The 26,204-nt window shown below is 72.8% G+C and carries 21 protein-coding genes and 2 rRNA genes; 18 read left to right on the top strand and 5 right to left on the bottom strand.

Annotated features, from left to right (window positions below; translation table 11 throughout):
* Together FGW31_RS27450 and rrf are read left to right on the top strand one after the other, a co-directional pair.
* Positions 1-177, top strand: a 23S ribosomal RNA gene (locus FGW31_RS27450); the annotation flags it as partial.
* A gap of 104 nt (positions 178-281) precedes the next feature.
* A 5S ribosomal RNA gene (rrf, locus tag FGW31_RS27455) occupies positions 282-398 on the top strand.
* A gap of 86 nt (positions 399-484) precedes the next feature.
* Here the strand turns inward: rrf and FGW31_RS36000 are convergent.
* Entirely contained in the window at positions 485-1,348 is an 864-nt protein-coding gene (locus tag FGW31_RS36000; RefSeq protein ID WP_194532073.1) for a hypothetical protein, read from the bottom strand.
* Between the two features lie 294 nt (positions 1,349-1,642).
* Here FGW31_RS36000 and FGW31_RS35300 point away from each other — a divergent pair, with 294 nt between their 5' ends.
* Positions 1,643-2,389, top strand: a complete 747-nt coding sequence (locus tag FGW31_RS35300) for a tetratricopeptide repeat protein (protein WP_194532072.1) — start codon at positions 1,643-1,645, stop codon at positions 2,387-2,389.
* Between the two features lie 72 nt (positions 2,390-2,461).
* Here the strand turns inward: FGW31_RS35300 and FGW31_RS27465 are convergent, their stop codons facing one another.
* Positions 2,462-3,751, bottom strand: a complete 1,290-nt coding sequence (locus tag FGW31_RS27465; protein WP_142196236.1) for a DUF1015 family protein — start codon at positions 3,749-3,751, stop codon at positions 2,462-2,464.
* A gap of 72 nt (positions 3,752-3,823) precedes the next feature.
* Between FGW31_RS27465 and FGW31_RS27470 the strand changes: the two genes are divergently transcribed.
* The 4 genes from FGW31_RS27470 to FGW31_RS27485 all read left to right on the top strand — a co-directional run bounded on the left by FGW31_RS27470 (position 3,824) and on the right by FGW31_RS27485 (position 8,018).
* A complete protein-coding gene (locus tag FGW31_RS27470; protein WP_142196237.1) occupies positions 3,824-4,852 on the top strand; it encodes an HAD hydrolase-like protein in 1,029 nt (342 codons plus the stop codon).
* A 189-nt stretch (positions 4,853-5,041) separates the two neighbouring features.
* Positions 5,042-6,085 (top strand): FecCD family ABC transporter permease, encoded by a 1,044-nt coding sequence (locus FGW31_RS27475; protein ID WP_142196238.1) that lies wholly within the window; start codon positions 5,042-5,044, stop codon positions 6,083-6,085.
* Positions 6,082-7,119, top strand: a complete 1,038-nt coding sequence (locus FGW31_RS27480; protein WP_142196239.1) for a FecCD family ABC transporter permease — start codon at positions 6,082-6,084, stop codon at positions 7,117-7,119. The genes FGW31_RS27475 and FGW31_RS27480 overlap by 4 nt, the downstream gene beginning before the upstream one ends.
* Positions 7,116-8,018, top strand: a complete 903-nt coding sequence (locus FGW31_RS27485; RefSeq protein ID WP_142196240.1) for an ABC transporter ATP-binding protein — start codon at positions 7,116-7,118, stop codon at positions 8,016-8,018. The genes FGW31_RS27480 and FGW31_RS27485 overlap by 4 nt, the downstream gene beginning before the upstream one ends.
* 76 nt (positions 8,019-8,094) lie before the next feature.
* Here the strand turns inward: FGW31_RS27485 and FGW31_RS27490 are convergent, their stop codons facing one another.
* Positions 8,095-8,442 carry a sterol-binding protein gene (locus tag FGW31_RS27490; RefSeq protein WP_142196241.1) on the bottom strand — a complete coding sequence of 116 codons (348 nt, stop codon included), beginning with the start codon at positions 8,440-8,442 and terminating at the stop codon, positions 8,095-8,097.
* A gap of 42 nt (positions 8,443-8,484) precedes the next feature.
* Between FGW31_RS27490 and FGW31_RS35765 the strand changes: the two genes are divergently transcribed.
* The 5 genes from FGW31_RS35765 to FGW31_RS27515 all read left to right on the top strand — a co-directional run bounded on the left by FGW31_RS35765 (position 8,485) and on the right by FGW31_RS27515 (position 14,081).
* Positions 8,485-8,937 (top strand): hypothetical protein, encoded by a 453-nt coding sequence (locus FGW31_RS35765; protein ID WP_233452583.1) that lies wholly within the window; start codon positions 8,485-8,487, stop codon positions 8,935-8,937.
* Between the two features lie 7 nt (positions 8,938-8,944).
* The gene (locus tag FGW31_RS27500) at positions 8,945-9,760 is read left to right on the top strand and encodes a TlyA family RNA methyltransferase (RefSeq protein WP_142196242.1); all 816 of its coding nucleotides are present in this window, start codon (positions 8,945-8,947) and stop codon (positions 9,758-9,760) included.
* Positions 9,757-10,662 (top strand): NAD kinase, encoded by a 906-nt coding sequence (locus FGW31_RS27505; RefSeq protein WP_142196243.1) that lies wholly within the window; start codon positions 9,757-9,759, stop codon positions 10,660-10,662. The genes FGW31_RS27500 and FGW31_RS27505 overlap by 4 nt, the downstream gene beginning before the upstream one ends.
* A 197-nt stretch (positions 10,663-10,859) precedes the next feature.
* A complete protein-coding gene (gene recN, locus FGW31_RS27510; protein WP_142196394.1) occupies positions 10,860-12,578 on the top strand; it encodes a DNA repair protein RecN in 1,719 nt (572 codons plus the stop codon).
* 366 nt (positions 12,579-12,944) lie between these two features.
* Positions 12,945-14,081, top strand: coding sequence for a glycosyltransferase family 4 protein (locus FGW31_RS27515; protein ID WP_142196244.1), 1,137 nt, complete (start codon positions 12,945-12,947; stop codon positions 14,079-14,081).
* A 10-nt stretch (positions 14,082-14,091) separates the two neighbouring features.
* Here FGW31_RS27515 and FGW31_RS27520 read toward each other — a convergent pair whose 3' ends face one another.
* Both FGW31_RS27520 and FGW31_RS27525 read right to left on the bottom strand, forming a co-directional pair.
* Entirely contained in the window at positions 14,092-15,726 is a 1,635-nt protein-coding gene (locus FGW31_RS27520) for a PucR family transcriptional regulator (RefSeq protein ID WP_142196245.1), read from the bottom strand.
* Positions 15,727-15,846: 120 nt separating this feature from the next.
* Positions 15,847-17,649 (bottom strand): glycoside hydrolase family 15 protein, encoded by a 1,803-nt coding sequence (locus FGW31_RS27525; protein WP_142196395.1) that lies wholly within the window; start codon positions 17,647-17,649, stop codon positions 15,847-15,849.
* A gap of 465 nt (positions 17,650-18,114) precedes the next feature.
* On the opposite strand from FGW31_RS27525, the gene FGW31_RS27530 reads away from it, so the two are divergent.
* The 6 genes from FGW31_RS27530 to FGW31_RS27555 all read left to right on the top strand — a co-directional run bounded on the left by FGW31_RS27530 (position 18,115) and on the right by FGW31_RS27555 (position 26,191).
* Positions 18,115-19,764: a CTP synthase gene (locus tag FGW31_RS27530; RefSeq protein ID WP_142196246.1), complete on the top strand. Its 1,650-nt coding sequence runs from the start codon at positions 18,115-18,117 to the stop codon at positions 19,762-19,764.
* Positions 19,765-19,876: 112 nt separating this feature from the next.
* Positions 19,877-20,503: an NUDIX domain-containing protein gene (locus FGW31_RS27535; RefSeq protein WP_142196247.1), complete on the top strand. Its 627-nt coding sequence runs from the start codon at positions 19,877-19,879 to the stop codon at positions 20,501-20,503.
* A 174-nt stretch (positions 20,504-20,677) separates the two neighbouring features.
* Positions 20,678-22,807 (top strand): tetratricopeptide repeat protein, encoded by a 2,130-nt coding sequence (locus FGW31_RS27540; RefSeq protein ID WP_142196248.1) that lies wholly within the window; start codon positions 20,678-20,680, stop codon positions 22,805-22,807.
* 135 nt (positions 22,808-22,942) lie between these two features.
* Entirely contained in the window at positions 22,943-24,067 is a 1,125-nt protein-coding gene (gene ald, locus FGW31_RS27545; protein WP_182675195.1) for an alanine dehydrogenase, read from the top strand.
* Positions 24,068-24,512: 445 nt separating this feature from the next.
* Positions 24,513-25,649 (top strand): ParA family protein, encoded by a 1,137-nt coding sequence (locus FGW31_RS27550; RefSeq protein WP_142196249.1) that lies wholly within the window; start codon positions 24,513-24,515, stop codon positions 25,647-25,649.
* The gene (locus tag FGW31_RS27555; protein WP_142196250.1) at positions 25,634-26,191 is read left to right on the top strand and encodes a hypothetical protein; all 558 of its coding nucleotides are present in this window, start codon (positions 25,634-25,636) and stop codon (positions 26,189-26,191) included. Before FGW31_RS27550 ends, FGW31_RS27555 begins: the two co-directional genes overlap by 16 nt.
* Positions 26,192-26,204: the final 13 nt, after the last annotated feature.

Here is a 26,204-nt window from a genome sequence, read left to right on the forward strand (position 1 = left end):
TACGTTCGGGAGGGATAACCGCTGAAAGCATCTAAGCGGGAAGCCTGCTTCGAGATGAGGGCTCCCACCCACTTGATGGGGTAAGGCTCCCAGTAGACGACTGGGTTGATAGGCCGGATATGGAAGCACGGTAACGTGTGGAGTTGACCGGTACTAATAGGCCGAGGGCTTGTCCTCAGTTGCTCGCGTCCACTGTGTTAGTTCTGAGACAACGACCGTTGTCGGCTTTGAGCAGAACAGACAATAGAAGAGTGTGCTTGTTCGCTCGAAACCATTAGGGTTTCGGTGGTCATAGCGTAGGGGAAACGCCCGGTTACATTCCGAACCCGGAAGCTAAGCCTTACAGCACCGATGGTACTGCAGGGGGGACCCTGTGGGAGAGTAGGACGCCGCCGAACAATCTTTGGAAGGACCCCTGGTCACCAGCGTTCAGCTGGGGCCAGGGGTCCTTTTTTATTTATGCTTGCGGTACCGAAGACAGGAGTCACCGATGTCCACCAACTCTCCCGACGACCGACCGGAGCGCGACCAGCGGCGACGGGACAGTGGTGACCGTTCCGACCGGGCTGACCGTGGCGGCCAGCGCGGCGGCCCGCGTCGAGGCACCGACCGTGACCGCGGCTTCCGCCGCGACGACCGCAGCGGCGGCCGGCCCGAGCGCGGTGGCTTCCGAGGACGGGACGACAACCGCGGTGGAGAACGCGGTGGTTACCGCGGCCGAGACGACCGCAGGGACGATCGCCGGGATGACCGCCGCGACGATCGCCGCGACGATCGCAGGGACGACCGACGCGACGGTGACCGCGAGCGCCCCGCCTTCCGGCGCGACGACGACCGCGGCTACGGCCGACGTGACGACCGCGGTTATGGCCGACGTGACGACGACCGCGGTTACGGCCGGCGCGATGACGACCGTGGCTATGGCCGGCGTGACGATCGGCGAGGCGACGAGCGTGGCGGTGATCGCGGAGGCTTCCGGGGCGGCCGCGACGACCGAGGTGACCGCGGTGACCGCGGCGGTTTCCGCCGGGACGACAGCCGCCGTGACGACAGCCGGGGCGGCGACCGCGGTGGCTACCGCGGACGCGACGACAGCCGCGGCGACCGTGACCACCGCGGGGACCGCGGTGGGTTCCGAGGCCGTGACGATCGATCCGACCGGGGCGACCGGGGTGGGTTCCGCCGTGACGACAGTCGCCGTGAGGACAGCCGGGGCGGCGACCGCGGTGGCTACCGGGGACGCGACGACAGCCGCGGCGGCTACCGCCGTGACGACAACCGCGGCACCGAGCGCACCGGACGTACGGATCGCGCCGAACGTACCGACACACGCGGAGACCGCGACCACCGCGGCGACCGTGACTACCGCGGTGACCGTGGTGGGTTCCGCCGGGACGACAGCCGCCGTGACGACAGCCGGGGCGGGGACCGCGGTGGCTTCCGGGGCCGGGACGACAGCCGTCGGGACGACAGCCGGGGTGGCGGCCGTGGTGGCTTCCGGGGCCGGGACGACCGTGGGCGCGGGCCGCGCCGTGACGACCGCGGCGGCCGTCCCGGCGGGTTCCGCGGGCGGGACGACAGGCAGGGCGGCGGCGGGCGGTTCCGCGACGAGCGTGACCGGGACCGCGAGCCCATCAAGCGGCTGCCCATCCCCGAGGACGTCACCGGCGAGGAGATCGACAAGGACGTACGGCAGGAGCTGCAGAGCCTGCCCAAGACGCTCGCCGAGGACGTCGCCAAGAACCTCGTCATGGTCGCCAGGCTGATCGACGAGGACCCCGAGGGCGCGTACGGCTACTCCAGGGTGGCCCTGAGGCTGGCGTCGCGCGTCGCCGCCGTACGGGAGGCCGCCGGGTTCGCCGCCTACGCCAACCAGAAGTACGCCGAGGCGCTCGCCGAGTTCCGGGCCGCGCGGCGGATGACCGGAACCGTGGAACTGTGGCCCCTCATGGCCGACTGCGAGCGAGGGCTCGGACGGCCGGAGAAGGCACTGGACATGGCCGGTGCGCCCGAGGTGCAGAAGCTCGACAAGGCCGGGCAGGTCGAGATGCGGCTCGTCGCGGCCGGCGCCCGACGCGACCTGGGGCAGCTGGACGCGGCCATCGTCACGCTGCAGAGCTCCGAACTGGCGTCCAACTCCGTACAGCCGTGGACCGCGCGGCTCCGGTACGCCTACGCCGACGCGCTGCTCGCCGCCGGACGGAACGGCGAGGCACGCGAGTGGTTCGCCAAGGCCGTCGAGGCCGACCGGGACGGCAGCACGGACGCCTCCGACCGGCTGGCCGAACTGGACGGCGTCGAGTTCACCGACGCCCTCGGCGAGGACGAGGACGAGAGCGAGGGCGACGACGCCCGCGCCGACGGGGACGTCGAGGACGACAAGGACTGACGTCCACGGCACGCGACGGTAAGTGAAGGGGCGGGTCCCGCAAGGAGACCCGCCCCCTTTCCGTCTGCGGGTTCAGAGGTCGAGCGCGCGCAGCACCAGGCCCGACGCCGGCTTCGGGCCGAACGACGTCGACTTGCGGGGCATCGTGACACCCTGACGTGCGAGGTCGCGGACGACGTCCTCGTGCACCGGATGCATCAGCACGGCCGTACCGCCGTCGCGACACGCCTTGTCGACCGTGGCGGCCGTGTCGTGGATGTACGCGATGTGGCCGGGAGAGTCCGGCACACGCCAGACGTGGTCGAGGAGCGTGGCGTGCAGGACCGTCGCGTCCAGGGTGCGCCACGCCACCGGCCGGTCCACCGGAACGGTGCGGGCCAGCAGCTCCGGATCCGGACGGTCCACGAGATGGAAGGCACCGTCACCGGCCAGGAGGAACGCGTTGCCGTCCGCGGCCGCCTCCGCCAACACGTCCATCGCCCCGTCCAGCGGGGCGTCCACGCGGCGCACCCGGAACAGGCCGTTGAGCGCCGCCACGGCGTCCGCGACGGCAAGTCCGTGCAGCAGACGGTGGATGGCGCGGACGCGCAGCGGATAGCGGGCCGTGTCCACGAGGAGGACCAGGCCGTGGTCCCACGGACCGGGAGAAGGATGCTCCGCGCGCAGCCGGCGGTACGTCGCCCAACGGTGGTGGCCGTCGGCGATCAGCGCCTGGTGACCGGCGATCTCCCGCCGGACCGCGGCCAGATCGGCCGGATCCGTGACCGACCACAGCCGGTGGCGGAAACCGTCCTCCGTGGTGGTCGCCAGGAGCGGCGGCCGGCCGGCGGTGCGCTCGATCAGACCGGCCGTGACGGCCGCCGAGCCGTCGCCTCGGTAGGTGAGCAGCAGCGGTTCGAGGTTCGCGGACGTGGCCCGCATGAGGTCCGCCCGGTCGGCGACGACGTGCGGCATCACGTCCTCGTGCGGCAGGACCACCCGCTCGTCGGGGTCGGACACGCGCAGGGCGCCGATGATGCCCCGTTGCAGCATGCCGTCGCCGTCGCGCTGCTCGTACACGTACAGACCCGGCTCGGGATCGGCGGTCAGGACGCCCTCCGAGCGCCAGCGGCGCAGCGTGTCGGCGGCCTGGGCGTTGCGCGCCTCCGGCGTGTCCGCCTCCGGCAGGATCAGCCGGACGATGTTGAACGGGTCCGCGGACTGGAGGTGGTGCAGGCCGTCGGGGCGCACCACGACGTCGTACGGCGGTGATGTCACGGCGGCCAGGCTGCCGACCCGGTCCGGGTCGTAACGAAGGCCACGGAACGGAGTGAGTTCCAGGCCCCGGGGCGCCTTCGCTTCCGAGTGACCTGCTGTGTTCATCCAGGCATCGTACGGGTGCCGGCGGCATGGGGGATGATCGGGGGAAAGCCGTCGAACGAGGAGCGATGCAGAATGAGCCGGAGCGTACGGACGAGGCCCGAGGGCAGTGGGCAGGCCCTGAGCGAGGCGTACGACACGGCGCTGCTCGACCTCGACGGAGTGGTGTACGCGGGCGGGACCGCGATCGCGCACGCCGTCGAATCGCTCGCCGCGGCCCGCGCGGGCGGCATGCACCTCGCCTATGTGACCAACAACGCCCTGCGCACCCCGGACGTCGTCGCCGCGCACCTGACCGACATCGGCGTGCCGGCGCGACCCGACGACGTCATCACCTCCGCGCAGGCCGTCGCCCGGCTGATCGGCGAACAGGTGCCGCAGGGCTCCCGGGTGCTGGTGATCGGCGGCGAAGGGCTGCGGGTGGCGTTGCGTGAACGCGGGCTGGAGCCGGTGGAGTCGGCGGACGACGACCCGGTCGCGGTCGTACAGGGCTACGGCGGGCCCGAGTTGCCGTGGGGCCGGTTCGCGGAGGCGTGCTACGCCATCAGGCGGGGCGTGCCGTGGTTCGCGTCCAACACCGACCTGACCATTCCCAGCGGGCGCGGCATCGCCCCCGGCAACGGCGCGGCCGTGGAGGTCGTACGGATCGCCACCGGCGCCGAACCGCAGGTCGCGGGCAAGCCGCTGCCGCCGATGCACCGCGAGACGATCCTGCGCACCGGTGCCGAACGGCCGCTGGTGGTGGGGGACCGGCTGGACACGGACATCGAGGGAGCGTTCAACGGCGAGGTCGACTCGCTGCTGGTGCTGACCGGAGTGACCGACGGCGCGCACCTGCTCGCCGCGCCGCCGCAGCACCGGCCGACGTACGTCGACGCCGACCTGCGCGGGATGCTCACCGGACAGCCCGAGGTCGTCGCGGCCGGTGACGGATTCCGGTGCGGTGGCTGGACGGCGACGGCCGGCGGCGGAGCACTGGAGCTGGACGGGGACGGCGACGCGCTGGACGGACTGCGGGCGCTGTGCGCGGCGGCGTGGACGGCGGCCGGGGACGGTGTCTGCGAACTGGACGGCGGAAAGGCCCTGGCGCGGCTGGAGTTGTGAGACACGGCCCGGACCACCCGCGCCTCCGGAGTCCGGAGCCCCGACGTCCGGGCCGTTGGCGCCGGGCCGTTGGCGCCGGGCCGTTGGCGCCGGGCCGCTGGCGCCGGGGCCCGCGGCGCCGGGGCCCGCGGCGCCGGGTGCCCGTGCCGGAGATCGTGAACCATGGCAGGGTAGGCTAACCTAACCTGCGTGTTGGTCGAGAGTCCCCCAGAACAGCGCGCGGGCACTGCCGCCGCGCCCCCGAACCGCCGGGCCGTACGCCTCCTCGGGCTGCTCGTCTCCGTCGTGATCCTGCTGCTCGTCGCCGTGGCGAGCATCGTGGTCGGCGCGAAGGAGCTGTCCCTGGAGCAGGTCTGGCACGGCCTGTTCGAGGAGTCGGGCACCTACGGCGACGTCGTCGTCGCCGACAGGCTGTCACGCACCCTGCTGGGCCTGCTCGTCGGCGCCGCGCTCGGCCTCGCGGGCGCCGTCCTCCAGGCGCTCACCCGCAACCCGCTGGCCGACCCCGGACTGCTCGGCATCAACGCCGGCGCCTCCGCCGCCGTCGTCAGCGCCATCACGTTCCTCGGCGTCACCTCGCTGTCCGGATACGTGTGGTTCGCGTTCTGCGGTGCGGCGGCGGTCGGCGCCCTGGTGTGGTTCCTCGGCGGCAGCAGGGGCGCGACGCCGGTACGGCTCGCCCTCGCCGGCACGGCCATCAGCGCCGCGCTGTACGGCTACCTCCAGGCCATCATGATCCTGGACGACGCGGCCCTCGGCCGGATGCGCTTCTGGACCGTGGGCTCCCTGTCCACGGGCACCGACTCGACCATCACCCAGGTACTGCCCTTCCTGCTGGCCGGCTTCGTGCTGGCGCTCGCGCTCGCCCGGCCGCTCAACGCCATGGCCATGGGCGACGACACCGCCAAGGCACTCGGCGCCAACCTCAACCGCACCCGGGCGCTGTCCATGCTCGCCGCGACCGTGCTGTGCGGGGCCGCGACCGCCGCCTGCGGGCCGATCATGTTCGTCGGCCTGATGGTGCCGCACGTCGTGCGCTCCTTCACCGGGCCCGACCTGCGCTGGATCCTGCCGTACGCGGCGATCCTGTCGCCCGTGCTGCTGCTCGGCGCCGACGTGCTCGGCCGGATCGTGGCCCGGCCCGCCGAACTCCAGGTCGGCATCATCACCGCGATCCTCGGCGGCCCGGTCTTCATCTATCTCGTACGACGGCGGAGGACGGCCCAGCTGTGAAGACCAACCGCGCGGTGCGCACCCCCGGCGGCCTCTCCGTCCGGCTGGACGTGCGCGCCCTCACCGTCGTCGTCCTGCTCCTGCTCGCCGCGCTCACCGCGAGCGTCGTGCTGATCGGCACCGGAGACTTCCCGATCCCCGCCGCCGACGTGCTCCGCACCCTGGTCGGCGACGGCAACGCCGGACAGGAGTTCATCGTCACCGAACTGCGGCTGCCCCGCGTCCTGGTCGGACTGCTCGTCGGCGCCTCGCTCGGTCTCGGCGGCGCCCTGTTCCAGTCCATCTCCCGCAACCCGCTCGGCAGTCCGGACGTACTCGGCCTCGGACAGGGCGCGACGGCCGGTGCGCTCACCATGATCGTGCTGTTCTCCGGCAGCGCCGCCCAGGTCGCCCTCGGCGCGCTCGTCGGCGGACTGGTGACCGGATTCGCCATCTACGTGCTCGCCTGGAAGCGGGGCGTGCACGGATACCGGCTGGTCCTGGTCGGTATCGGTGTCTCCGCGATCGTCACGGCGGTCAACGGCTATCTGCTCACCAAGTCCGACATCGTCGACGCGGCCCGCGCCGTCGTCTGGATGACCGGGTCGCTCGACGGCCGCGACTGGAACCAGGTCTGGCCCCTGCTCGCCCTGTGCGCCGTCCTCGTCCCCCTGGTGCTCGTCAACTCCCGCGGCCTGCGGATGATGGAGATGGGCGACGACGTCTCGTACGCCCTCGGAGTGCGGGTCGAGCGCGTACGGCTGCTGCTGATGCTGTCGGCGGTGCTGCTCACCGCGTCCGCGACGGCCGCCGCGGGACCGGTCGGCTTCGTCGCCCTCACCGCCCCGCAGCTCGCCCGGCGGCTGACCCGTTCGCCCGGCCCCAACCTCGTGCCCGCCATGGTGATGGGCGCCGCGCTGCTGGTCACCGCCGACTGGCTGTCGCAGCGGGCGTTCGGCGCCGGCCAGTTGCCCGTGGGCGTGGTCACCGGCGTCCTCGGCGGTGTCTACCTGCTGTGGCTGCTGGTCACCGAGCGCAGGGCGGGCCGGATATGAACACCGCCACCGTCACCACCACCGCCGGCGGCGGGCCGAACCACCGAAGGAGCACCGTGAACCGACTGTCCGCCGAGAACGTCACCCTGGCCTACGACCAGCGGGTCATCGCCGAACAGCTGTCGGTGGAGATACCGGACAACTCCTTCACCGTGATCGTCGGCCCCAACGCGTGCGGCAAGTCGACGCTGCTTCGGGCCCTGTCGCGGATGCTGAAGCCGAGCGAGGGACGGGTCCTGCTCGACGGGCAGGCCATCCAGTCGATGCCCGCGAAGAAGGTCGCCCGGACCCTCGGCCTGCTGCCCCAGTCGTCGATCGCGCCCGACGGGATCACCGTCGGAGACCTGGTCGGCCGCGGCCGCTACCCGCACCAGGGCCTGCTGCGGCAGTGGTCGGCCGAGGACGAGCGGGTCGTCCAGGAGTCGATGGCCCACACCGGCGTCGCCGAACTCGCCGAACGCTACGTCGACGAGCTGTCCGGCGGCCAGCGACAGCGCGTGTGGATCGCCATGGCACTGGCCCAGCAGACCCCGCTGCTGCTGCTCGACGAGCCGACCACCTACCTGGACATCCAGCACCAGATCGACGTACTGGACCTCTGCGCCGACCTGCACGAGGAGCAGGGGCGCACCCTCGTCGCCGTCCTCCACGACCTCAACCACGCGGCCCGCTACGCCACCCACCTCATCGCCCTGCGCGGCGGGAAGGTCATCGCCCAGGGCGCGCCGAACGACATCGTCACCGCCGAGCTGGTCGAGGAGGTCTTCGGACTGCGCTGCCAGGTCATCGACGACCCCGAGACGGGCACGCCGCTGATCGTGCCGGCGGCACGCAGGGCCCGCGCCGGGGCCGGCCGCGGGGACAGGGCCGAGAAGGTGGGCGCGGGCACGATCCGCTGAGCGCGGCCCGGAAGGGCCGAGCGGCCGCGGCGGTGGACCTGCCCGCGAGCGGCTGCGTCAGCTCGGCCGAGCGGAGCTACAGCAGCTTCCTGAGGCGGAACAGGTCGCGCAGCCCCGCCTCCAGCCGCACCCGGCCCGACCCCCAGGCCCTGGCGAAGTGCAGCTCGCCGCCGACCAGGGCCACCAGGTCGCCGCCCGACATCGCGAGCCGGATCTGCGCCCTCTCCCGCGGCGGGCCGGAGAACGTGTCGCGCACCTCGATCCGGCCGCCGGTGAGCCGGCCGGCGAAGGTCACGTCCAGGTCGGTGATGTGGCAACTGACCGAACGGTCCATCGCCGCGGCCGCGCGGACGTCACCCTCGGCGTGCTGCATGTTGTCCGAAAGCCTGTCGAGTGCCGCACGGCACTCCTCGATCGTCGCCATCGCCCACGACGGTACCGCAGCCGTTCGCGGTAGCGTCGGGGCATGAACGACGCAGTACCCGAGGCGCGGGACGCCGGGCCGGCCACCGTGGAGCAGGAGCCCCCCGCGCCCCAGCCACCACCCGACGACGCCCTGGACGCCCTGGAGCCCCTGGAGTCCTCGGTCTCCGACGACGGCCCGGAGGCCCTAGAGGCCCCGGATGCCCCGGACCCCCTGGAGTCCCCGGAGGTGCCGGACGACGCCCCCGCCGTCCCCGCCCCCCTGGGCGTCCCCCGCACCCCCACCGGCCACGCCGCCGTGGACGCCCACGTGGAGCGGCTGGCCGACGCCGACCACCTCACCACGGACGGCCACCTGGAGGTGTACGAGGATGTGCACCGGGGGCTGCGCGACGCGCTCACCGCGCTCGACGCCCAGCCGGCACCTTCCGGCCCGGCCCCCCGACCCGGCCCTTCGGGCCACCCGTCCCCTTCGACCCACGGACACAGGAGCTGAACCGAACGTGGCAGGAGTCGCACGCCGCCGTCTGGACGCGGAGCTGGTCCGCCGTAAGCTCGCGCGCTCGCGTGAGCACGCCAGCCAGCTGATCGCCGCCGGGCGGGTCAGCGTCGGCAGGACGGTCGCGACCAAGCCCGCCACACAGGTGGAGACCGCCGCCGCGATCGTCGTCGCCGAGGACGCGGGCGACCCCGACTACGTCTCGCGCGGAGGCCACAAGCTGGCCGGCGCACTCGACGTGTTCGTGCCGCGCGGGCTGGTCGTCGCCGGACGGCGGGCCCTCGACGCCGGCGCCTCCACCGGCGGCTTCACCGACGTCCTGCTGCGGGCCGGAGCGGCGCACGTGGTCGCCGTCGACGTCGGCTACGGACAACTCGCCTGGTCGCTGCAGAACGATGAACGCGTCACCGTCAAGGACCGTACGAACGTACGCGAGTTGACGCTCGAGGCGATCGACGGGAAGCCTGTGGACCTTGTCGTGGGGGATCTGTCGTTCATCCCGCTCGGACTGGTGCTGCCCGCGCTCAAGCGGTGCGTGGAACCGGACGCCGACCTGGTGATGATGGTCAAGCCGCAGTTCGAGGTGGGCAAGGAGCGGCTGGGCAGCGGCGGCGTCGTCCGCAGCCCCGAACTGCGCGCCGAGGCCGTGCGCGGGGTGGCGGACCGGGCCTGGGAGCTGGGGCTCGGGACGAAGGGCGTGACGGCCAGTCCGCTGCCCGGGCCCTCGGGCAATGTCGAGTACTTTCTGTGGCTGCGGGCCGGTGCTGAGGAACTGGACCCGGCCGATGTCGAGCGTGCAGTGGCGGAGGGGCCGCGTTGACAGAGAACCGAGCTCGTACTGTTTTCCTGCTCGCCCACACCGGGCGGCCCGCGGCCGTCCGCAGTGCCGAGCTCGTCGTCAAGGGGCTGCTGCGCTCCGGGCTCGGGGTCCGGGTGCTGGAGGACGAGGCGCGCGACCTGCCGCTGCCGGACCACGTGGAGACCGTCAAGGAGGCCACCCCGCAGTGCCTGGACGGCTGTGAGCTGCTGATCGTGCTCGGCGGTGACGGCACGCTGCTGCGCGGCGCCGAGTTCGCCCGCGCCTCCGGTGTGCCGATGCTCGGCGTCAACCTCGGGCGGGTCGGCTTCCTCGCCGAGGCCGAGCGCGACGACCTGGACAAGGTCGTCGACCGCGTCGTGAGCAAGGCGTACGAGGTCGAGGAACGCATGACCGTCGACGTGGTCGTGCACCGCAACGGCGACATCGTGCACACCGACTGGGCGCTGAACGAGGCGGCCGTGCAGAAGGTGTCCGCCGAGCGGATGCTGGAGGTCGTGCTGGAGATCGACGGGCGGCCGGTCACCGGGTTCGGCTGCGACGGGATCGTGTGCGCCACACCGACCGGTTCGACCGCGTACGCGTTCTCCGCGGGCGGGCCCGTGGTGTGGCCCGAGGTCGAGGCGCTGCTGATGGTGCCGATCAGCGCCCACGCGCTGTTCGCCAAGCCGCTGGTGACCTCGCCGGACTCGGTGCTCGCGGTGGAGGTGCTGCCGCACGTCCCGCCGGGTGTGCTGTGGTGCGACGGGCGGCGGACCGTGGAGCTGCCGCCGGGCGCGCGGGTGGAGGTGCGGCGCGGGGCGGTGCCGGTGCGGCTGGCCCGGCTGCACCACGCCTCGTTCACGGACCGGCTGGTCGCGAAGTTCGCCCTGCCCGTGTCGGGCTGGCGGGGCGCACCGCACTGATGCCCGGGCGTCCGGGCGTCCGGTGCCGTAGTGGGAGGCGTGTGCGGGTCGTGTGTGGCTGTCGCTCCCACGCGGCGCGGCGCACGCCGCCCCGGCCACGGGCCCTCGAGCGGCGCTGCCACTCGCCCGGGTGACAAGGGTGGGGCGGTCGCACTCCCCGGCCCGGACCTCGTAAGGTCGTGTCCGTGTTGGAGGAGATGCGGATACGGTCGCTCGGAGTCATCGACGACGCTGTCGTCGAGCTGTCGCCCGGCTTCACCGCCGTCACCGGCGAGACGGGCGCGGGCAAGACCATGGTGGTCACCAGCCTGGGCCTGCTGCTGGGCGGACGCGCGGATGCGGCCCTGGTGCGGATCGGCGCGCGCAACGCGGTCGTCGAGGGACGGATCGCCGTGCCCGAGGGCTCCGCGGCCGTCGTACGGGCCGAGGACGCCGGGGCCGAGCTGGAGGACGGGACGCTGCTGGTCAGCCGCACCGTTTCCGCCGAGGGACGCTCGCGGGCGCACCTGGGCGGACGGAGCGTGCCCGTGGGGCTGCTGGCCGAGCTCGCCGACGACCTGGTGGCCGTGCACGGGCAGACCGACCAGCAGGGGCTGCTGAAGCTGTCCCGGCAGCGGCAGGCGCTCGACCGGTACGCCGGTCACGCGGTCGCCGCGCCGCTCGGCAAGTACGCGGACGCCTACAAGCGGTTGCGGGCCGTCACCACCGAGCTGGAGGAGATCACCACCCGCGCGCGTGAGCGGGCCCAGGAGGCCGACATGCTCCGCTTCGGGCTCGAGGAGATCGCCGCCGTGGAGCCCCGTGCCGGCGAGGACGTCGAACTGGCCGAGGAGGCCCAGCGGCTCGGGCACGCCGAGGCCCTGGCGTCCGCCGCAGCCGTCGCGCACGCCGCCCTCGCGGGCAACCCGGAGGACCCCGAGGGCGTCGACGCCGGGACGCTCGTCGCGGGCGCCCAGCGGGCCCTGGAAGCCGTACGGGCGCACGATCCCGTACTGGCCGCGCTCACCGACCGGATCGGCGAGATCGGCATCCTGCTGCGCGACGTCGCCGGGGAGCTCGCCGGGTACGCCGACGACCTGGACGCCGATCCGCTGCGGCTGGCGGCCGTCGAGGAACGGCGGGCGGCGCTCACCGGACTGATCCGCAAGTACGGCGAGGACGTCGCCGGCGTCCTCGCCTGGGCCGAGCGGAGCGCCGCGCGGCTGACCGAACTGGACGGCGACGACGAGCGGATCGGGGAACTCACCGCCGAACGCGACGCGCTCCGCGCCGAACTGGGCGTGCTCGCGCAGCAGCTGACCGACGCCCGCACGGAGGCGGCGGAGCGGTTCGCGGCGGCCGTGACGGCCGAACTGGCCTCGCTCGCCATGCCGCACGCACGGGTCTCCTTCGACATCCGGCAGACCGAGGACCCGGAGGGCGTCGAGGTCGGCGGCCGCACGGTCGCCTACGGCCCGTCGGGCGTGGACGAGGTCGAACTGCTGCTGGCCCCGCACCCCGGAGCGCCGCCCCGGCCCATCGCCAAGGGCGCCTCGGGCGGTGAACTGTCGCGCGTGATGCTGGCCGTCGAGGTGGTGTTCGCCGGCACCGATCCCGTGCCGACGTACCTCTTCGACGAGGTGGACGCCGGCGTCGGCGGCAAGGCCGCGGTGGAGATCGGCCGGCGGCTCGCACGGCTGGCGAAGACGGCGCAGGTCGTGGTCGTCACGCACCTGCCGCAGGTCGCCGCGTTCGCCGACCGGCAGCTCCTCGTCGAGAAGACCAACGACGGGTCGGTCACCCGGTCCGGCGTGAAGGTCCTCGAAGGGGAGGACCGGATCCGGGAGTTGTCCCGGATGCTCGCCGGCCAGGAGGACTCCGAGACCGCCCGCGCCCACGCGGAGGAACTGCTGGCGGCCGCACGGGCGGACGGCTAGGTCCTGTCGTCCGGATCGTCCCGGCGTCGGGCCCTTTCGTCCGGATCGTCCCGGCCTAGGTCCTGTCGTCCGGATCGTCTCGGCGCCGCGGGCCGATCCGGACGTCCGACCCCGGACACCGCTCCGCGCGTTCACCGGCGCGAGGAGGCGCGCGGAGCCGGGCGTTCCCACCCGAGCCCATCACTCGTACGGGTGATGAGGTGAACTGCGGGCTGCCGTGCGGGTGGACGCGACGGTGCCGGAAGGGGAGTGAGGGCTGGCATGCTTGACGGAGTACGCGTAGGAACCCGCGCGGTACACCCCTCCCGCAGGATCCCTCGGTACGTTCCCCCGTGACCGTCAGACCCGAACCAGGAGCCCGGCCACGTGACCCCCGTGAGCAGCCACTCACCGCACGGCCAGTCACCGCTGCGCACCGTGCAGGTGCTGGGCGGCGGCCATGCCGCCGGCAGCGCCCACGTGCGCTCGCTGGCCGCGGGGCTCGTCGCGCGGGGCGTGCGCGTCACGGTGTGCGCCCCTCTGGAGGCCGATCACACCTACGACTTCACCGGAGTGGGTGCCGAACACGTGCACGTGCCGCGCAGCAGCGACCCGGCCTCGGTGGCCGCGCTGCGCGCCGCCTGCACCGGCGCCGACCTGGTCCACGCACACGGGCTGCACGCCTCCTTCCGCACCGCGCTCGCCCTCAGCGGCCGGAGCACCCCGCTGATCGTCACCTGGCACGACCGCGCGCACGCCGACGGCCCGCGCTCCCACTTCCTGCGCCTGCTGGAACGGCGCGTCGCCAAGGCCGCCACCGTGGTGTTCGGGACGACCTCCGCGCTCGTCGACCGGGCGCGCCGCACCGGAGCGCGGGACGCACGGCTGGCCGCCGTGTCCCTGCCCGGGCGGCGCGTCCCGCCCGTACGGGACGAGCCCGACCGGACCCGGTCCAAGATCCGGGCCGAACTCGGCGCCGTGGAACGCCCGTTGCTGCTCGCCGTCGGCTCCCTGGAACGGCACCGGGGCCACGACGTCCTGCTCGACGCCGCGCACGCCTGGCTGCGCCTGGACCCCGTGCCGCTCGTGGTGATCGCAGGGGAGGGGCCGCTGCAGGGCGCACTCCGGCGCCGCATCGAGAGCGAGGACCTGCCCGTCCGGCTCCTCGGCCGGCGCGACGACGTCGCAGACCTGCTCGCCGCCGCCGACCTCGCGCTGCTGCCCAGCCGCTGGGAGGCCCGCTCGCCGCTCGCCCAGGAGGCGCTCCGCGCGCGCGTGCCGCTCGTCGCGACCGCCGTCGGCGGCATCCCCGAGCTCGTCGGTGACGCCGCCGAACTCGTCCCGTACGGCAACGCCCGGGCGCTCGCCGACGCCGTCGGCCGGCTGCTGGGCGATCCCGGACGCCGGGAACTGCTCGCGGAACGGGGCGTGCGGCAGGCCGCGACCTGGCCGACCGAGGACGAGACGGTCGCCCAAGTGCTCAGCGTCTACGACGAGTTGACCCGGCCCCGGCCGCTGGTCTGACCCCGGGGCGTCACTGCGCGTGCCGCCGGGCCCGCAGCGCCAGGCTCAACGTCAGCACCGTCTGCGGGTCGTCCAGGTCGGTGCCCAGCAGCTCGCCGATGCGGGCGAGCCGGTTGTAGAGCGTCTGCCGGTTCAGGTGCAGTTCCCGGGCCGTCTCCGCCTTGCGGCCCGCATGCGCCAGATACGTCTCCAGCGTGGGCAGCAGCGGCGGCCTGGAACGGCGGTCGTGGTCCAGCACCGCACCGATCGCCCGGTCCACGAACGCCGCCAGGTCCGGATGGTCGCGCAGCCGCCACAGCAGCAGGTCGATGTCGAGGCGCCGGGCGTCGTGCCAGGGCCGGTCCGGCAGCCCCTGCGCCGCCGTCGCCGTCTCCGCCGCGTGCCGCAGCCCCGTGGCGGCGGCCGCCCAGCCGCCGGCGGCCGGCCCGACCACCACGACCGGCGGCCCGCCCCCGGGACGCAGCAACCCCGCACGCTCCACGCCCGCCCGCAGCGCCGCCGCCACCCGGTCCGCGACCGCCGGCCGGTCCGCCTCCGCGCGCAGCCCGAGCAGCAGCGGCACCCGCCCCTCGACCGGCCGCACACCCAGCAGCACCGGCACCCCGAGCGAGGCCAGCTCCCCGCCCACCGCGCGGGCCAGCACCGCCCACCCACCGCCCTGCGGCGACAGCATGTCGCCGAGCCGCATCACCACCGGCAACAACGGCCCCGCGCCCGGCTTGAACCCCAGCACCCGCGCCTGCGCCGGCGCGTCCCCGGCGGACACCCGGCCCTCGGCGAGGTCGTTGAGGAAGTCCCCCCGCCCGCGCGCCGCCAGCTCCTCCTCCTGACGGGCCTGCATCAGCACCACGGCGAGGATGCCCGCCGCCCGCTCCGCCGCCATCCGGTGCACCGGCTCCGGCGCGCTGCGCACCGGCAGCAGCACCAGCCGCGCCCGTACGCCGCCGCTGCCCGGGCCGCCGCCGGGCACGTCCACCAGCGCCGAACCGGCCGGCGGATCGTCCTGGTGCCGGTCTCGCAGCCCCTCCCACACCTGGAGCGGGTCCGCGCCCTCGGGACCCTCCCCGGCCGCGTACAGCAACTGCCCGTCGGTGGTCTCCAGGAAGACCGGGTTGCCGGTGAACCCGGCCAGGATCTCCAGCACCTGCGGGACACCGCCGCCGCGCAGCAGCGCCTCGGTGCACCGGCGGTGCACCTCCTCCGCGCGCTGCAGCAGCGCGTAGTGGCCGTTGACGATCTCGGTGTGGATCTCCTCGGTGACCGTCACGAACGGCACCTCGCGGTGCAGCTGGACCAGCGGCAGATCCGCCGCCCGGGCCGACTCCACCAGCGCCGCGGGCAGCCGTGCGAAGCGCGGACCGAGCTCGACGACGAGGGCCGCGATGCCCCGCTCGGCCAGGGTGCGCACGAACGCCCGCTGGTCGGCCGGCCGGGTGCCCAGCCCGTACCCGGTGGTCAGCAGCAGCTCGCCGCCCTTGAGCAGCGAGGCGATGTTCGGCACCTCGCCCGCGTGCACCCAGCGCACCGTGCGCCCCAACCGGTCGGCGCCCGCCACGATCTCCGGCAGCCCACTGCGCAGCCCGGGCAGCTCCAGCGCCCGCCGCACGGTGATCCCGGCACCCCGGGTGTCGTATCCGCTGTCCATGACCCGGACGCTACCTGCGCGGATGCCCCCGGAACAGCTCGCCCCGGGCCGCGGCGGGGCCGCCCGGGGCGTGAGGGAGCGGAACGCGCACGGACGCGCGCCCGCCCCCGCCGGCCCGGCTCAGCCTCCGTACGCCCCGGAGGCCGTCAGACGCAGGGCGGTGTCGATGAGCGGCACGTGGCTGAACGCCTGCGGGAAGTTGCCCACCTGGCGCTTCAGGCGCGGATCCCACTCCTCCGCGAGCAGCCCGAGGTCGTTGCGCAGCGCCAGCAGCTTCTCGAACAGCTTGCGGGCCTCGTCCACCCGGCCGATCATCGCCAGGTCGTCGGCCATCCAGAACGAACAGGCGAGGAAGGCGCCCTCGTCGCCCGGCAGACCGTCGACGCCCTCGTGCTCACCCTCGGTCGGGTAGCGCAGGATGAAACCGTCCGGGGTGGACAGCTCGCGCTGGATGGCCTCGATGGTGCCGATCACACGCTTGTCGTCCGGCGGCAGGAAGCCCATCTGCGGGATCAGCAGCAGGGAGGCGTCCAGCTCCTTCGAGCCGTAGGACTGTGTGAAGGTGTTGCGCTCCTTGTCGTAGCCCTTCTCGCACACGTCCCGGTGGATGTCGTCGCGCAGCTGCTTCCACTCCTCCAGCGGGCCGTCGGCGTCGCCGGACTCGATGAGCTTGATGGTGCGGTCGACGGCGACCCAGGCCATCACCTTGGAGTGCACGAAGTGGCGGCGCGGACCGCGCACCTCCCAGATGCCCTCGTCCGGCTCCTGCCAGTGCTTCTCCAGGTAGCGGATCAGCTTCAGCTGGAGCAGGGACGCGTAGTCGTTGCGGGCCAGGCCGGTCATGTGGGCCAGGTGCAGGGCCTCGGTGACCTCGCCGTAGACGTCCAGCTGGAGCTGGTGCGCGGCGCCGTTGCCGACCCGGACCGGGGCGGAGTTCTCGTAGCCGGGCAGCCAGTCCAGCTCCGCCTCGCCCAGTTCCCGCTCGCCGGCGATGCCGTACATGATCTGCAGGTTCTCCGGGTCGCCGGCGACCGCGCGCAGCAGCCACTCGCGCCAGGCGCGGGCCTCCTCGCGGTAGCCGGTGCGCAGCAGCGAGGACAGGGTGATCGCCGCGTCCCGCAGCCAGGTGTAGCGGTAGTCCCAGTTGCGGACGCCGCCGATGTCCTCCGGCAGGGACGTGGTGGGCGCGGCGACGATGCCGCCGGTCGGCGCGTACGTCAGCGCCTTCAGCGTGATCAGGGAGCGGATCACGGCCTCACGGTAGGGGCCGTGGTACGTACAGTGCTCGACCCACTCGCGCCAGAACTCCTCCGTCGCCTCCAGCGACTGCTCCGGCTCCGGCAGCGGCGGCGGCTGCTTGTGCGAGGGCTCCCACGACAGGGTGAAGGCGATCCGCTCGCCCGGTGCGACGGTGAAGTCGGAGTAGGTGGTCAGCGACTTGCCGTAGGTCTGGGCGGTGGTGTCGAACCACACGGAGTCCGGGCCCGCCACCGCGACCGTGCGGCCCTCGTGCCGGTGCACCCACGGGACGATCCGGCCGTAGGAGAAGCGCATGCGCAGCGTGGAGCGCATGGGCACCCGGCCCGAGACGCCCTCCACGATCCGGATCAGCTGCGGGGCGCCGTCGCGCGGGGGCATGAAATCGGTCACGCGGACCGTGCCGCGCGGGGTGTCCCACTCGGACTCCAGGATCAGCGAGTCGCCGCGGTAGGCGCGCCGGGTCGCCGTGGGCGGTTCGGATTCGGCGGCGTGCGCGGGGCCCAGCCGCCAGAAGCCGTGATCCTCGGTGCCCAGCAGGCCGGCGAAGATGGCGTGCGAGTCGAAGCGGGGCAGGCACAGCCAGTCGACCGTGCCGTCCCGGCAGACCAGGGCAGCGGTCTGCATGTCTCCGATGAGTGCGTAGTCTTCGATGCGCCCGGCCACGTGCAACTCCAGTCGAACGGCCACGTCACCCCGCAAGGGGTTGTCGCTTGGTGCGGTCAAGGGGGGTTGTGCAATGCGTCGTTGAGCTGTGAAGCAAAGCAGTCGCTCAGCCGTGAAGCAAAAGCGGCCAATCCTTGCTCAACGAACTGACGAGCTCACGTTGTTCCGGAACTTACGGGCTGGGGTGGTGCCGTTCGGCCGGCCGGGCTCGGCAGCGAGTGTCCGAGCAGGATACGACGCACGTAGATGATCTGTGTGCCGCTCCGGAGAACGCGGGTCCGCCGAACGAGTGAGCAAGTCGTGACGGTTCCGTGTGCAGGCACTCACACGTGTCGACGCGTGCGCGGAGCGTGGCCGGGAGCCATCCCTCCGCGGCGCTGATACGCTGGTAGCCCGTGGACCGGTGGGCCAGAAAACCCCGGAACCGCACCTCCAGACCGCGACCACGGGAGCCCCCTCTTGGCCATGCCGCCCAATTCTTCGACGACCAAGCACATCTTCGTCACCGGGGGTGTCGCCTCCTCGCTCGGCAAGGGTCTGACCGCCTCCAGCCTGGGCATGCTGCTCAAGGCCCGGGGCCTGCGCGTCGTGATGCAGAAGCTCGACCCGTACCTCAACGTCGACCCGGGCACGATGAACCCCTTCCAGCACGGTGAGGTCTTCGTCACGAACGACGGGGCCGAAACCGATCTGGACATCGGCCACTACGAGCGCTTCCTCGACCGCGACCTCGACGGCTCCGCCAACGTCACGACCGGCCAGGTCTACTCGACGGTGATCGCCAAGGAGCGCCGCGGCGAGTACCTCGGCGACACCGTGCAGGTCATCCCGCACATCACCAACGAGATCAAGCACCGCATCCGCCGCATGGCGACGGACGAGGTGGACGTCGTGATCACCGAGGTCGGCGGCACGGTCGGCGACATCGAGTCGCTGCCGTTCCTGGAGACCGTCCGCCAGGTGCGGCACGAGGTCGGCCGCGACAACGTGTTCGTGGTGCACATCTCGCTGCTGCCCTACATCGGCCCCTCCGGCGAGCTGAAGACCAAGCCGACCCAGCACTCGGTCGCCGCCCTGCGCAACATCGGTATCCAGCCGGACGCCATCGTGCTGCGCTGCGACCGCGAGGTGCCGACCGCGATCAAGCGGAAGATCTCGCTGATGTGCGACGTCGACGAGGCCGCCGTCGTCGCCTGCCCCGACGCCCGCTCGATCTACGACATCCCGAAGGTCGTGCACTCCGAGGGCCTGGACGCCTACGTCGTGCGCAAGCTCGACCTGCCGTTCCGCGACGTCGACTGGACGACCTGGGACGACCTGCTCGACCGCGTCCACAACCCCGACCACGAGATCACGCTCGCGCTGGTCGGCAAGTACATCGACCTGCCGGACGCCTACCTGTCGGTCACCGAGGCGCTGCGCGCCGGCGGTTTCGCCAACAAGGCCCGCGTGAAGATCAAGTGGGTCACCTCCGACGACTGCAAGACCCCGGCCGGCGCCCAGGCGCAGCTCGGCGACGTCGACGGCATCTGCATCCCGGGCGGCTTCGGCGACCGCGGTGTGCTCGGCAAGGTCGGCGCGATCAAGTACGCCCGCGAGAACCGCATCCCGCTGCTGGGCCTCTGCCTCGGTCTGCAGTGCATCGTCATCGAGGCCGCGCGCCACCTCGCGGACATCTCCGACGCCAACTCCACCGAGTTCGACCCGGCCACCGCCCACCCGGTCATCTCCACCATGGCCGAGCAGCTGGACATCGTCGCCGGCGAGGGCGACATGGGCGGCACCATGCGGCTCGGCATGTACCCGGCCAAGCTGGCCGAGGGCTCGATCGTGCGCGAGGTGTACGACGGCAAGGAGTACGTCGAGGAGCGCCACCGGCACCGCTACGAGGTGAACAACGCCTACCGCGCGGAGCTGGAGAAGAAGGCGGGCATCGTCTTCTCCGGCACCTCCCCGGACGGCAAGCTCGTGGAGTACGTCGAGTACCCGCGCGAGGTCCACCCGTACCTGGTCGCCACCCAGGCGCACCCGGAGCTGCGCTCGCGCCCGACCCGCCCGCACCCGCTCTTCGCGGGTCTGGTGAAGGCCGCGGTCGAGCGGAAGATCTCGCAGTAACCCGCCCGGTTGTACGGTTGCCGGGGTGCGCACCCTCGTCCGGGCGCGCACCCCGGCCGCTGTTTTTCGGTCAGGGCACTCGCAGGAGCGCTGTACGTCGGGAAGGACAGGAATGACGATCAAGGACACCCCGGAAGAGTGGGAGGTCCGGGGGACCGGGACCCCGTTCGTGGGCAACAAGACCTCCGTGCGCACCGACGACGTGGTCATGCCCGGGGGCACGGTGGTGCGCCGCGACTACCAGGTCCACCCCGGTTCCGTGGCCGTCCTCGCGCTCGACGACGCCGACCGGGTCGTGGTGCTGCGCCAGTACCGGCACCCCGTGCGCCAGAAGCTGTGGGAGATCCCGGCCGGCCTGCTCGACGTCCCCGGCGAGAACCCGCTGCACGCCGCCCAGCGCGAGCTGTACGAGGAGGCGCACGTCAAGGCGGAGGACTGGCGGGTGCTGACCGACGTCTACACCACGCCCGGCGGCTGTGACGAGGCCGTACGGATCTTCCTCGCCCGGGGCCTGTCCGAGGCCGAGGGCGACCGCTTCGACGTCGAGGACGAGGAAGCGGACATGGAGCTGGCCCGCGTTCCGGTCGCGGACCTGGTCCGCGGCGTGCTCGCCGGTGAGCTGCACAACAACTGCCTCGTGGTGGGCGTCCTCTCGCTGGTCGCCGCGCGCGAGGGCGACGGCCTGGACGCGCTGCGCCCGGCCGAGGCCCCGTGGCCGGCGCGCCCGTTCGAGGCCTGAATCCGCCCCTGAGCACCCACCCACCCCCGATGGTGTGACGATCGGCTGATCCGATCGAGGGATGTGCCCGCCGTGCTCCGCCGGGAACGTCGCAGAGCGTGAACTAGGCTCTGCGAAACGCCCGGTCCGGAGTCCCGGCGGGCTTGCGTGTGCGGTGGGACGGGAGTGTGGCCCGTGACGGATCAGGCGGTGGACCCCGACGGTGTGCGGCTCGCTCAGGAAGCCGAACCGGAGGGTCGATTCCTGGGCCGTACCAGAGAGTTGAAGGAACTGCGCGCCGACATCGAGCGCGCCGGACTGGACACCCTCTCCGGTCGCAAGGCGCCCCGCGCGCGCGTGCTGCTCATCGCCGGCCGGCCCGGCTCCGGCCGTACGGCGCTCGCCGACGAACTCGTCCGCCAGGTCGCCGACCGCTACCCCGGCGGAGTGCTGCGCACCCGCCTGAGCGAACCCGACGGCACCCGGGTGCCCGTCGCGCGGGCCGCGCGGGAACTCCTCGGCACCCTGGAGGTGCCCGCCCCGGCCGGAGCCCCCGAGGACGACCTCACCGAAGCGCTGCGCGCCGCCCTGGCCGAGCGGCGGGCCGTGCTCCTGCTGGACGACGCCGCCGACGCCGAGCAGGTCGACGCGCTGCTCCCGGACAACCCCGACTGCCTGGCCGTCGCCGTCTCCTCGGGGCCGCTCACCGGCATCGCCGACGTCCGCCCCTGCACCCTCGGCGGCCTCGACACCAAGTCGGCGGTGGAGCTGCTGTCCCGGTTCACCGGGTCGGTCCGCATCACGGTCGACCCGCGGGCCGCCGAGCGGCTCGCCGAGCAGTGCGAGGGCCAGCCGGCCGCACTGGTGCTGGCCGGGGGCTGGCTCGCCGCGCGCCCCAAGGCGGCGGTCGCCGACCTCGCCAAGCAGCTGCACACGGAACCCGCCCAGGGCACCGTCGTCAGCCGGGTGGTGCGGCTGGTGCACGACTCGCTGCCCGCCTCCGCGGCCCGGATGCTGCGGCTGCTCAGCCTCGCCCCGGCCGCCCCCCTCGACCCGCACACCGCCGCCGCGCTCGTCGGCTGCTCGGTGGAGGCCGCCCGCACCACCCTCGACGACTTCGTCGCCCACGGCCTGCTGCACACGGCCGGCTCGGCGCTGCCGCAGTACGAGGTGCCCTCCTGCCTGCACCCCCTGCTGCGCGACCTCGCCGAGGCCCACGAGCGGCCCGGCGAGCTGCAGCTGGCCCGCGCCCGCATGCTGGAGCGCACCGTGCGGCTGCTCCAGTCGTGCCGGGCGATCACCGAGACCGACAGCCCCCAGGCGCGCGAGAAGCTCCTCGGCATGCCGCGCGCGCTGCGCTTCCCCACCCCGCGGGCCGCCGCGGACTGGCTGCGGGTGCGCCGGACCGCGCTGCTGGCCTCCGCGCGGCTCGCGGTCGCCGACGGGGAGCTGGACACCCTGGCCCGGCGCCTGATGTCCCAGCTGGTGCGGGCCATGGTGGCGCACTTCGGCACCCGGGCCGCCGCGAGCGACCTGTACGACATCCACGGCCTGGTCCTCGACGTCGCCGAGCGCCGCCGGCTGCCGCGTGAACGGGCGGCGGCCCTGCTCAACCTCGGCGACCTCGACGCCCGTACCGGCCGCACCGCCGAGGCCCTGCTGCGCTACCGGGCCGCGCTGGACGCCGGACGCGAGGCGAACGACCCGTACGCGGCCGGCCGCGCGATGGAATCAGTGGGCGCCGCCCATCTGGAGCTCGGGGACTACGACCGGGCCGCCGACTGGTTCGGCCGGGCCCTGGCCGAGCGGCTCGCCCGGGACGAGCGCGCGGACGCCGCCCGGCTCTACGGCCGTATCGGCGCCGCGTACACCTACGCGGGCCGCTACGGCGAGGCACTGCGCAACTGGCGCGCGGCCGTCGCCGGGCACCGCAAGAACGGCGACACGGCCGCGCAGGCGCGGGCGCTGAGCGAGCTGGCCCGGGTCCAGGAGTACGCGGGCCGGTTCGAGGACGCGCTGCGCACCTGCCGGGAGGCCGTGGAGTGGGCGCGGCGGGCCGAGGACACCCGGCTGCAGGCGGCGCTGCACCTGCGGCTCGCCGACTCCTTCGGGCGGCTCGGCGATCCCGCGTCGGCCGCCCTGCACCGGGGCGTGGCCGAGCGGATGCTGGCGGAGGAGGACACCGAGGAGAGCGCCGGGGAGAAGGCCGAGGAGGACGCCGGGGAGAGCGTCGGGGGGAAGGCCGAGGAGAGCCCGGAAGACGACTTCCAGCCGGAACAGGGAGCTAACGCCTGCGAAATCCGCAGCGCATCTGCTGAAGATTGATGCAATGAAAGGCTAGACAGCGGGAACGCCTTCATTAGACTGGTTCTGCCGCACCTTCTCCTGCGGTCTCCCCGGTGTGCCCATGTGTGCCCGGGTATGTGTAGTGATATCCCCATACCCTCTGAGCCAAGGACCGTGATCGACGTGAAGGTCGGCATCCCCCGCGAGGTCAAGAACAACGAGTTCCGGGTGGCCATCACCCCCGCCGGCGTGCACGAGCTGGTGCGCCACGGCCACGAGGTCGTCATCGAGCGCGGCGCCGGCGTCGGCTCCTCGATCCCGGACGAGGAGTACGTCGCCGCCGGCGGGCGGATCCTGGCCACCGCCGACGAGGTGTGGGCCACCGCCGACCTGCTGCTGAAGGTCAAGGAGCCCGTCGCGGAGGAGTACCACCGCCTGCGCAAGGACCAGACCCTCTTCACCTACCTGCACCTGGCCGCGTCCAAGGAGTGCACGGACGCGCTGCTGGAGTCCGGCACCACCGCGATCGCCTACGAGACGGTCGAGCTGCCCAGCCGCGCGCTGCCGCTGCTCGCCCCGATGTCCGAGGTCGCGGGCCGGCTGGCCCCGCAGGTCGGCGCCTACCAGCTGATGCGCGCCAACGGCGGCCGCGGTGTGCTGCCCGGCGGTGTTCCCGGCGTGCTGGCCGGCAAGGCCGTCGTCATCGGCGGTGGCGTCTCCGGCTGGAACGCCGCGCAGATCGCCATCGGCATGGGCTTCCACGTGACCCTGCTCGACAAGGACATCAACAAGCTCCGCGAGGCCGACAAGATCTTCGGTACGAAGATCCAGACCGTCGTCTCCAACGCCTTCGAGCTGGAGAAGGCCTGCCTGGAGGCCGACCTCGTGATCGGCGCGGTGCTGATCCCCGGCGCCAAGGCCCCGAAGCTGGTCACCAACGAGCTGGTCTCGCGGATGAAGGCCGGAAGTGTCCTTGTCGACATCGCGATCGACCAGGGCGGCTGCTTCGAGGACTCGCACCCCACCACGCACGCCGAGCCGACCTTCAAGGTCCACGACTCGGTCTTCTACTGCGTGGCCAACATGCCCGGCGCGGTGCCCAACACCTCCACCTACGCGCTGACCAACGCCACGCTGCCGTACATCGTGGAACTCGCCGACCGCGGCTGGGTGGAGGCGCTGCGCCGCGACCCCGCGCTCGCCAAGGGCCTCAACACGCATGACGGCAAGGTGGTTTACAAGGAGGTCGCCGAGGCGCACGGTCTCGAGCACGTGGAGCTCGCCTCGCTCATCGGCTGAGTCGCCCGGACGGTAAGTCGACCAAGTCACCGACCGGAGAAGCCGATACTCCCCCCGTCCCGGCTTCGCTCGATCGGGGGGACCCGTGACCGGTCGTCAACCCGGCACGCCCGGCCGGACCTTGCCCGACAAGGTCCGGCCGGATGTGTGTATGGTCACTTCCCGAATCAGGGACAACTCGCCTCGAACGTAACCCTTCTACCGATTCGCACACCCGTGAAACCTGCCGTGCGACGGCCGTACGCCCTTGACAGAGGGATGTTTCATTGCCGACACATCGGGCCGGGTCCGGCGGATTGTGTTGCTGCGGACGGCCGACACGCCATAGAGTCGCCAACCGTCGGCATGGTGCCACGCTGACCTGTCTAGAAGTTTCCTGGTCACCAAGGAGGTAAGACGACTTGTGAATGAGTCGACATTTACTCCCGGGGGTGGTCAACCAGGAATGCCTGCACCGGGCCAGGGGTCCGCGGGATTCGCTGCTGTCGGCTCCGTCGCAGTGCGCACCTTCGCAGCCCACCAGGGTCACCAGACAGCAGGGGTGACTCACCCAGCACACCGAAGCATGGATGGCCATCACGTGAACGCCATGGCCGGCGACGGAAGTGGCGCGCCCCACAACCACCTCGCCGACTACGACGAACTGCCCGAGGGGCACTTCTACGACCCCGACGCCGAGTACGAGCCCGATCCCGAGTACGCGGCCACGCTCGCGCCCGACGCGGCGCGCCAGCGCCGCGAGCGCATCGGCCCGACCGGACGCCCGCTGCCGTACTTCCCGATCCCGGGCCCGCTGACCGACCACGGCCCCGCGAAGATCATCGCGATGTGCAACCAGAAGGGCGGCGTCGGCAAGACCACGTCGACCATCAACCTGGGTGCCGCGCTCGCGGAGTACGGACGCCGGGTGCTGCTCGTGGACTTCGACCCGCAGGGCGCGCTGTCGGTCGGCCTCGGCGTCAACCCGATGGAACTCGACCTCACCGTCTACAACCTGCTCATGGAGCGGGGCATGGCGGCCGACGAGGTGCTGCTGAAGACCGCGGTCCCCAACATGGACCTGCTGCCCAGCAACATCGACCTGTCGGCGGCCGAGGTCCAGCTGGTGAGCGAGGTCGCGCGCGAGTCCACGCTCCAGCGCGCGTTGAAGCCGCTGATGGACGACTACGACTTCATCGTGATCGACTGCCAGCCCTCGCTCGGCCTGCTCACGGTCAACGCGCTGACCGCCGCGCACAAGGTGATCGTGCCGCTGGAGTGCGAGTTCTTCGCGCTGCGCGGTGTGGCCCTGCTGACCGAGACCATCGAGAAGGTCCAGGAGCGGCTCAACCCCGACCTGGAGCTCGACGGCATCCTCGCCACGATGTACGACTCGCGCACCGTGCACAGCCGCGAGGTGCTCGCGCGTGTGGTGGAGGCGTTCGACGACCACGTCTACCACACGGTCATCGGGCGCACGGTCCGCTTCCCGGAGACCACGGTCGCCGGTGAGCCGATCACCACCTACGCCTCCAACTCCGTCGGTGCCGCCGCCTACCGCCAGCTCGCCAGGGAGGTGCTCGCCCGGTGTCACGCCGAGTGAGTCTGCCCGGGGCCGACGAACTCTTCCGTACCACAGGGGGGATGGCGCTCCAGGCGTCCACGCCCCGGCGAGCAGGCGGCGACGCCCGTGTTCCCGCGCCCGCGGGAGAGGGCGACGCGGCGGCGGCCGCACCCGAGGACGCGCCGCAGTCGGTGCCCGCGCAGGGCGGCGACGGCGAGGGCGCCGAGCACGTCGCGGCGGACGCGGACCCGGCGGAGGCCGGTGAGTCCCGCAGCCGCAACGCGGCGGCCACGGGACGGCGCCAGACGCCGCAGGACGGCGTGGCGGCGGCCCCGCGCAAGCGGGGACGGACGGCGGCGCGGCGGCCCAGCGGGCGCGAGCGGCACGACGAGAAGATCACCGTGTACGTGTCCGCCGAGGAACTGATGGACCTTGAGCACGCGCGTCTCGTCCTGCGCGGCGAGCACGGCCTCGCCGTCGACCGCGGCCGGATCGTCCGCGAGGCGGTCGCCGTGGTCCTCGCCGATCTGGAGAGCCGGGGGGACGCCAGCATCCTCGTACGACGCCTGCGGGGACGGTAGCGGTAGCCTGCGG

Source organism: Streptomyces calvus (assembly GCF_006782915.1).
In the GTDB taxonomy this organism is placed as follows: Bacteria; Actinomycetota; Actinomycetes; order Streptomycetales; family Streptomycetaceae; genus Streptomyces; species Streptomyces calvus.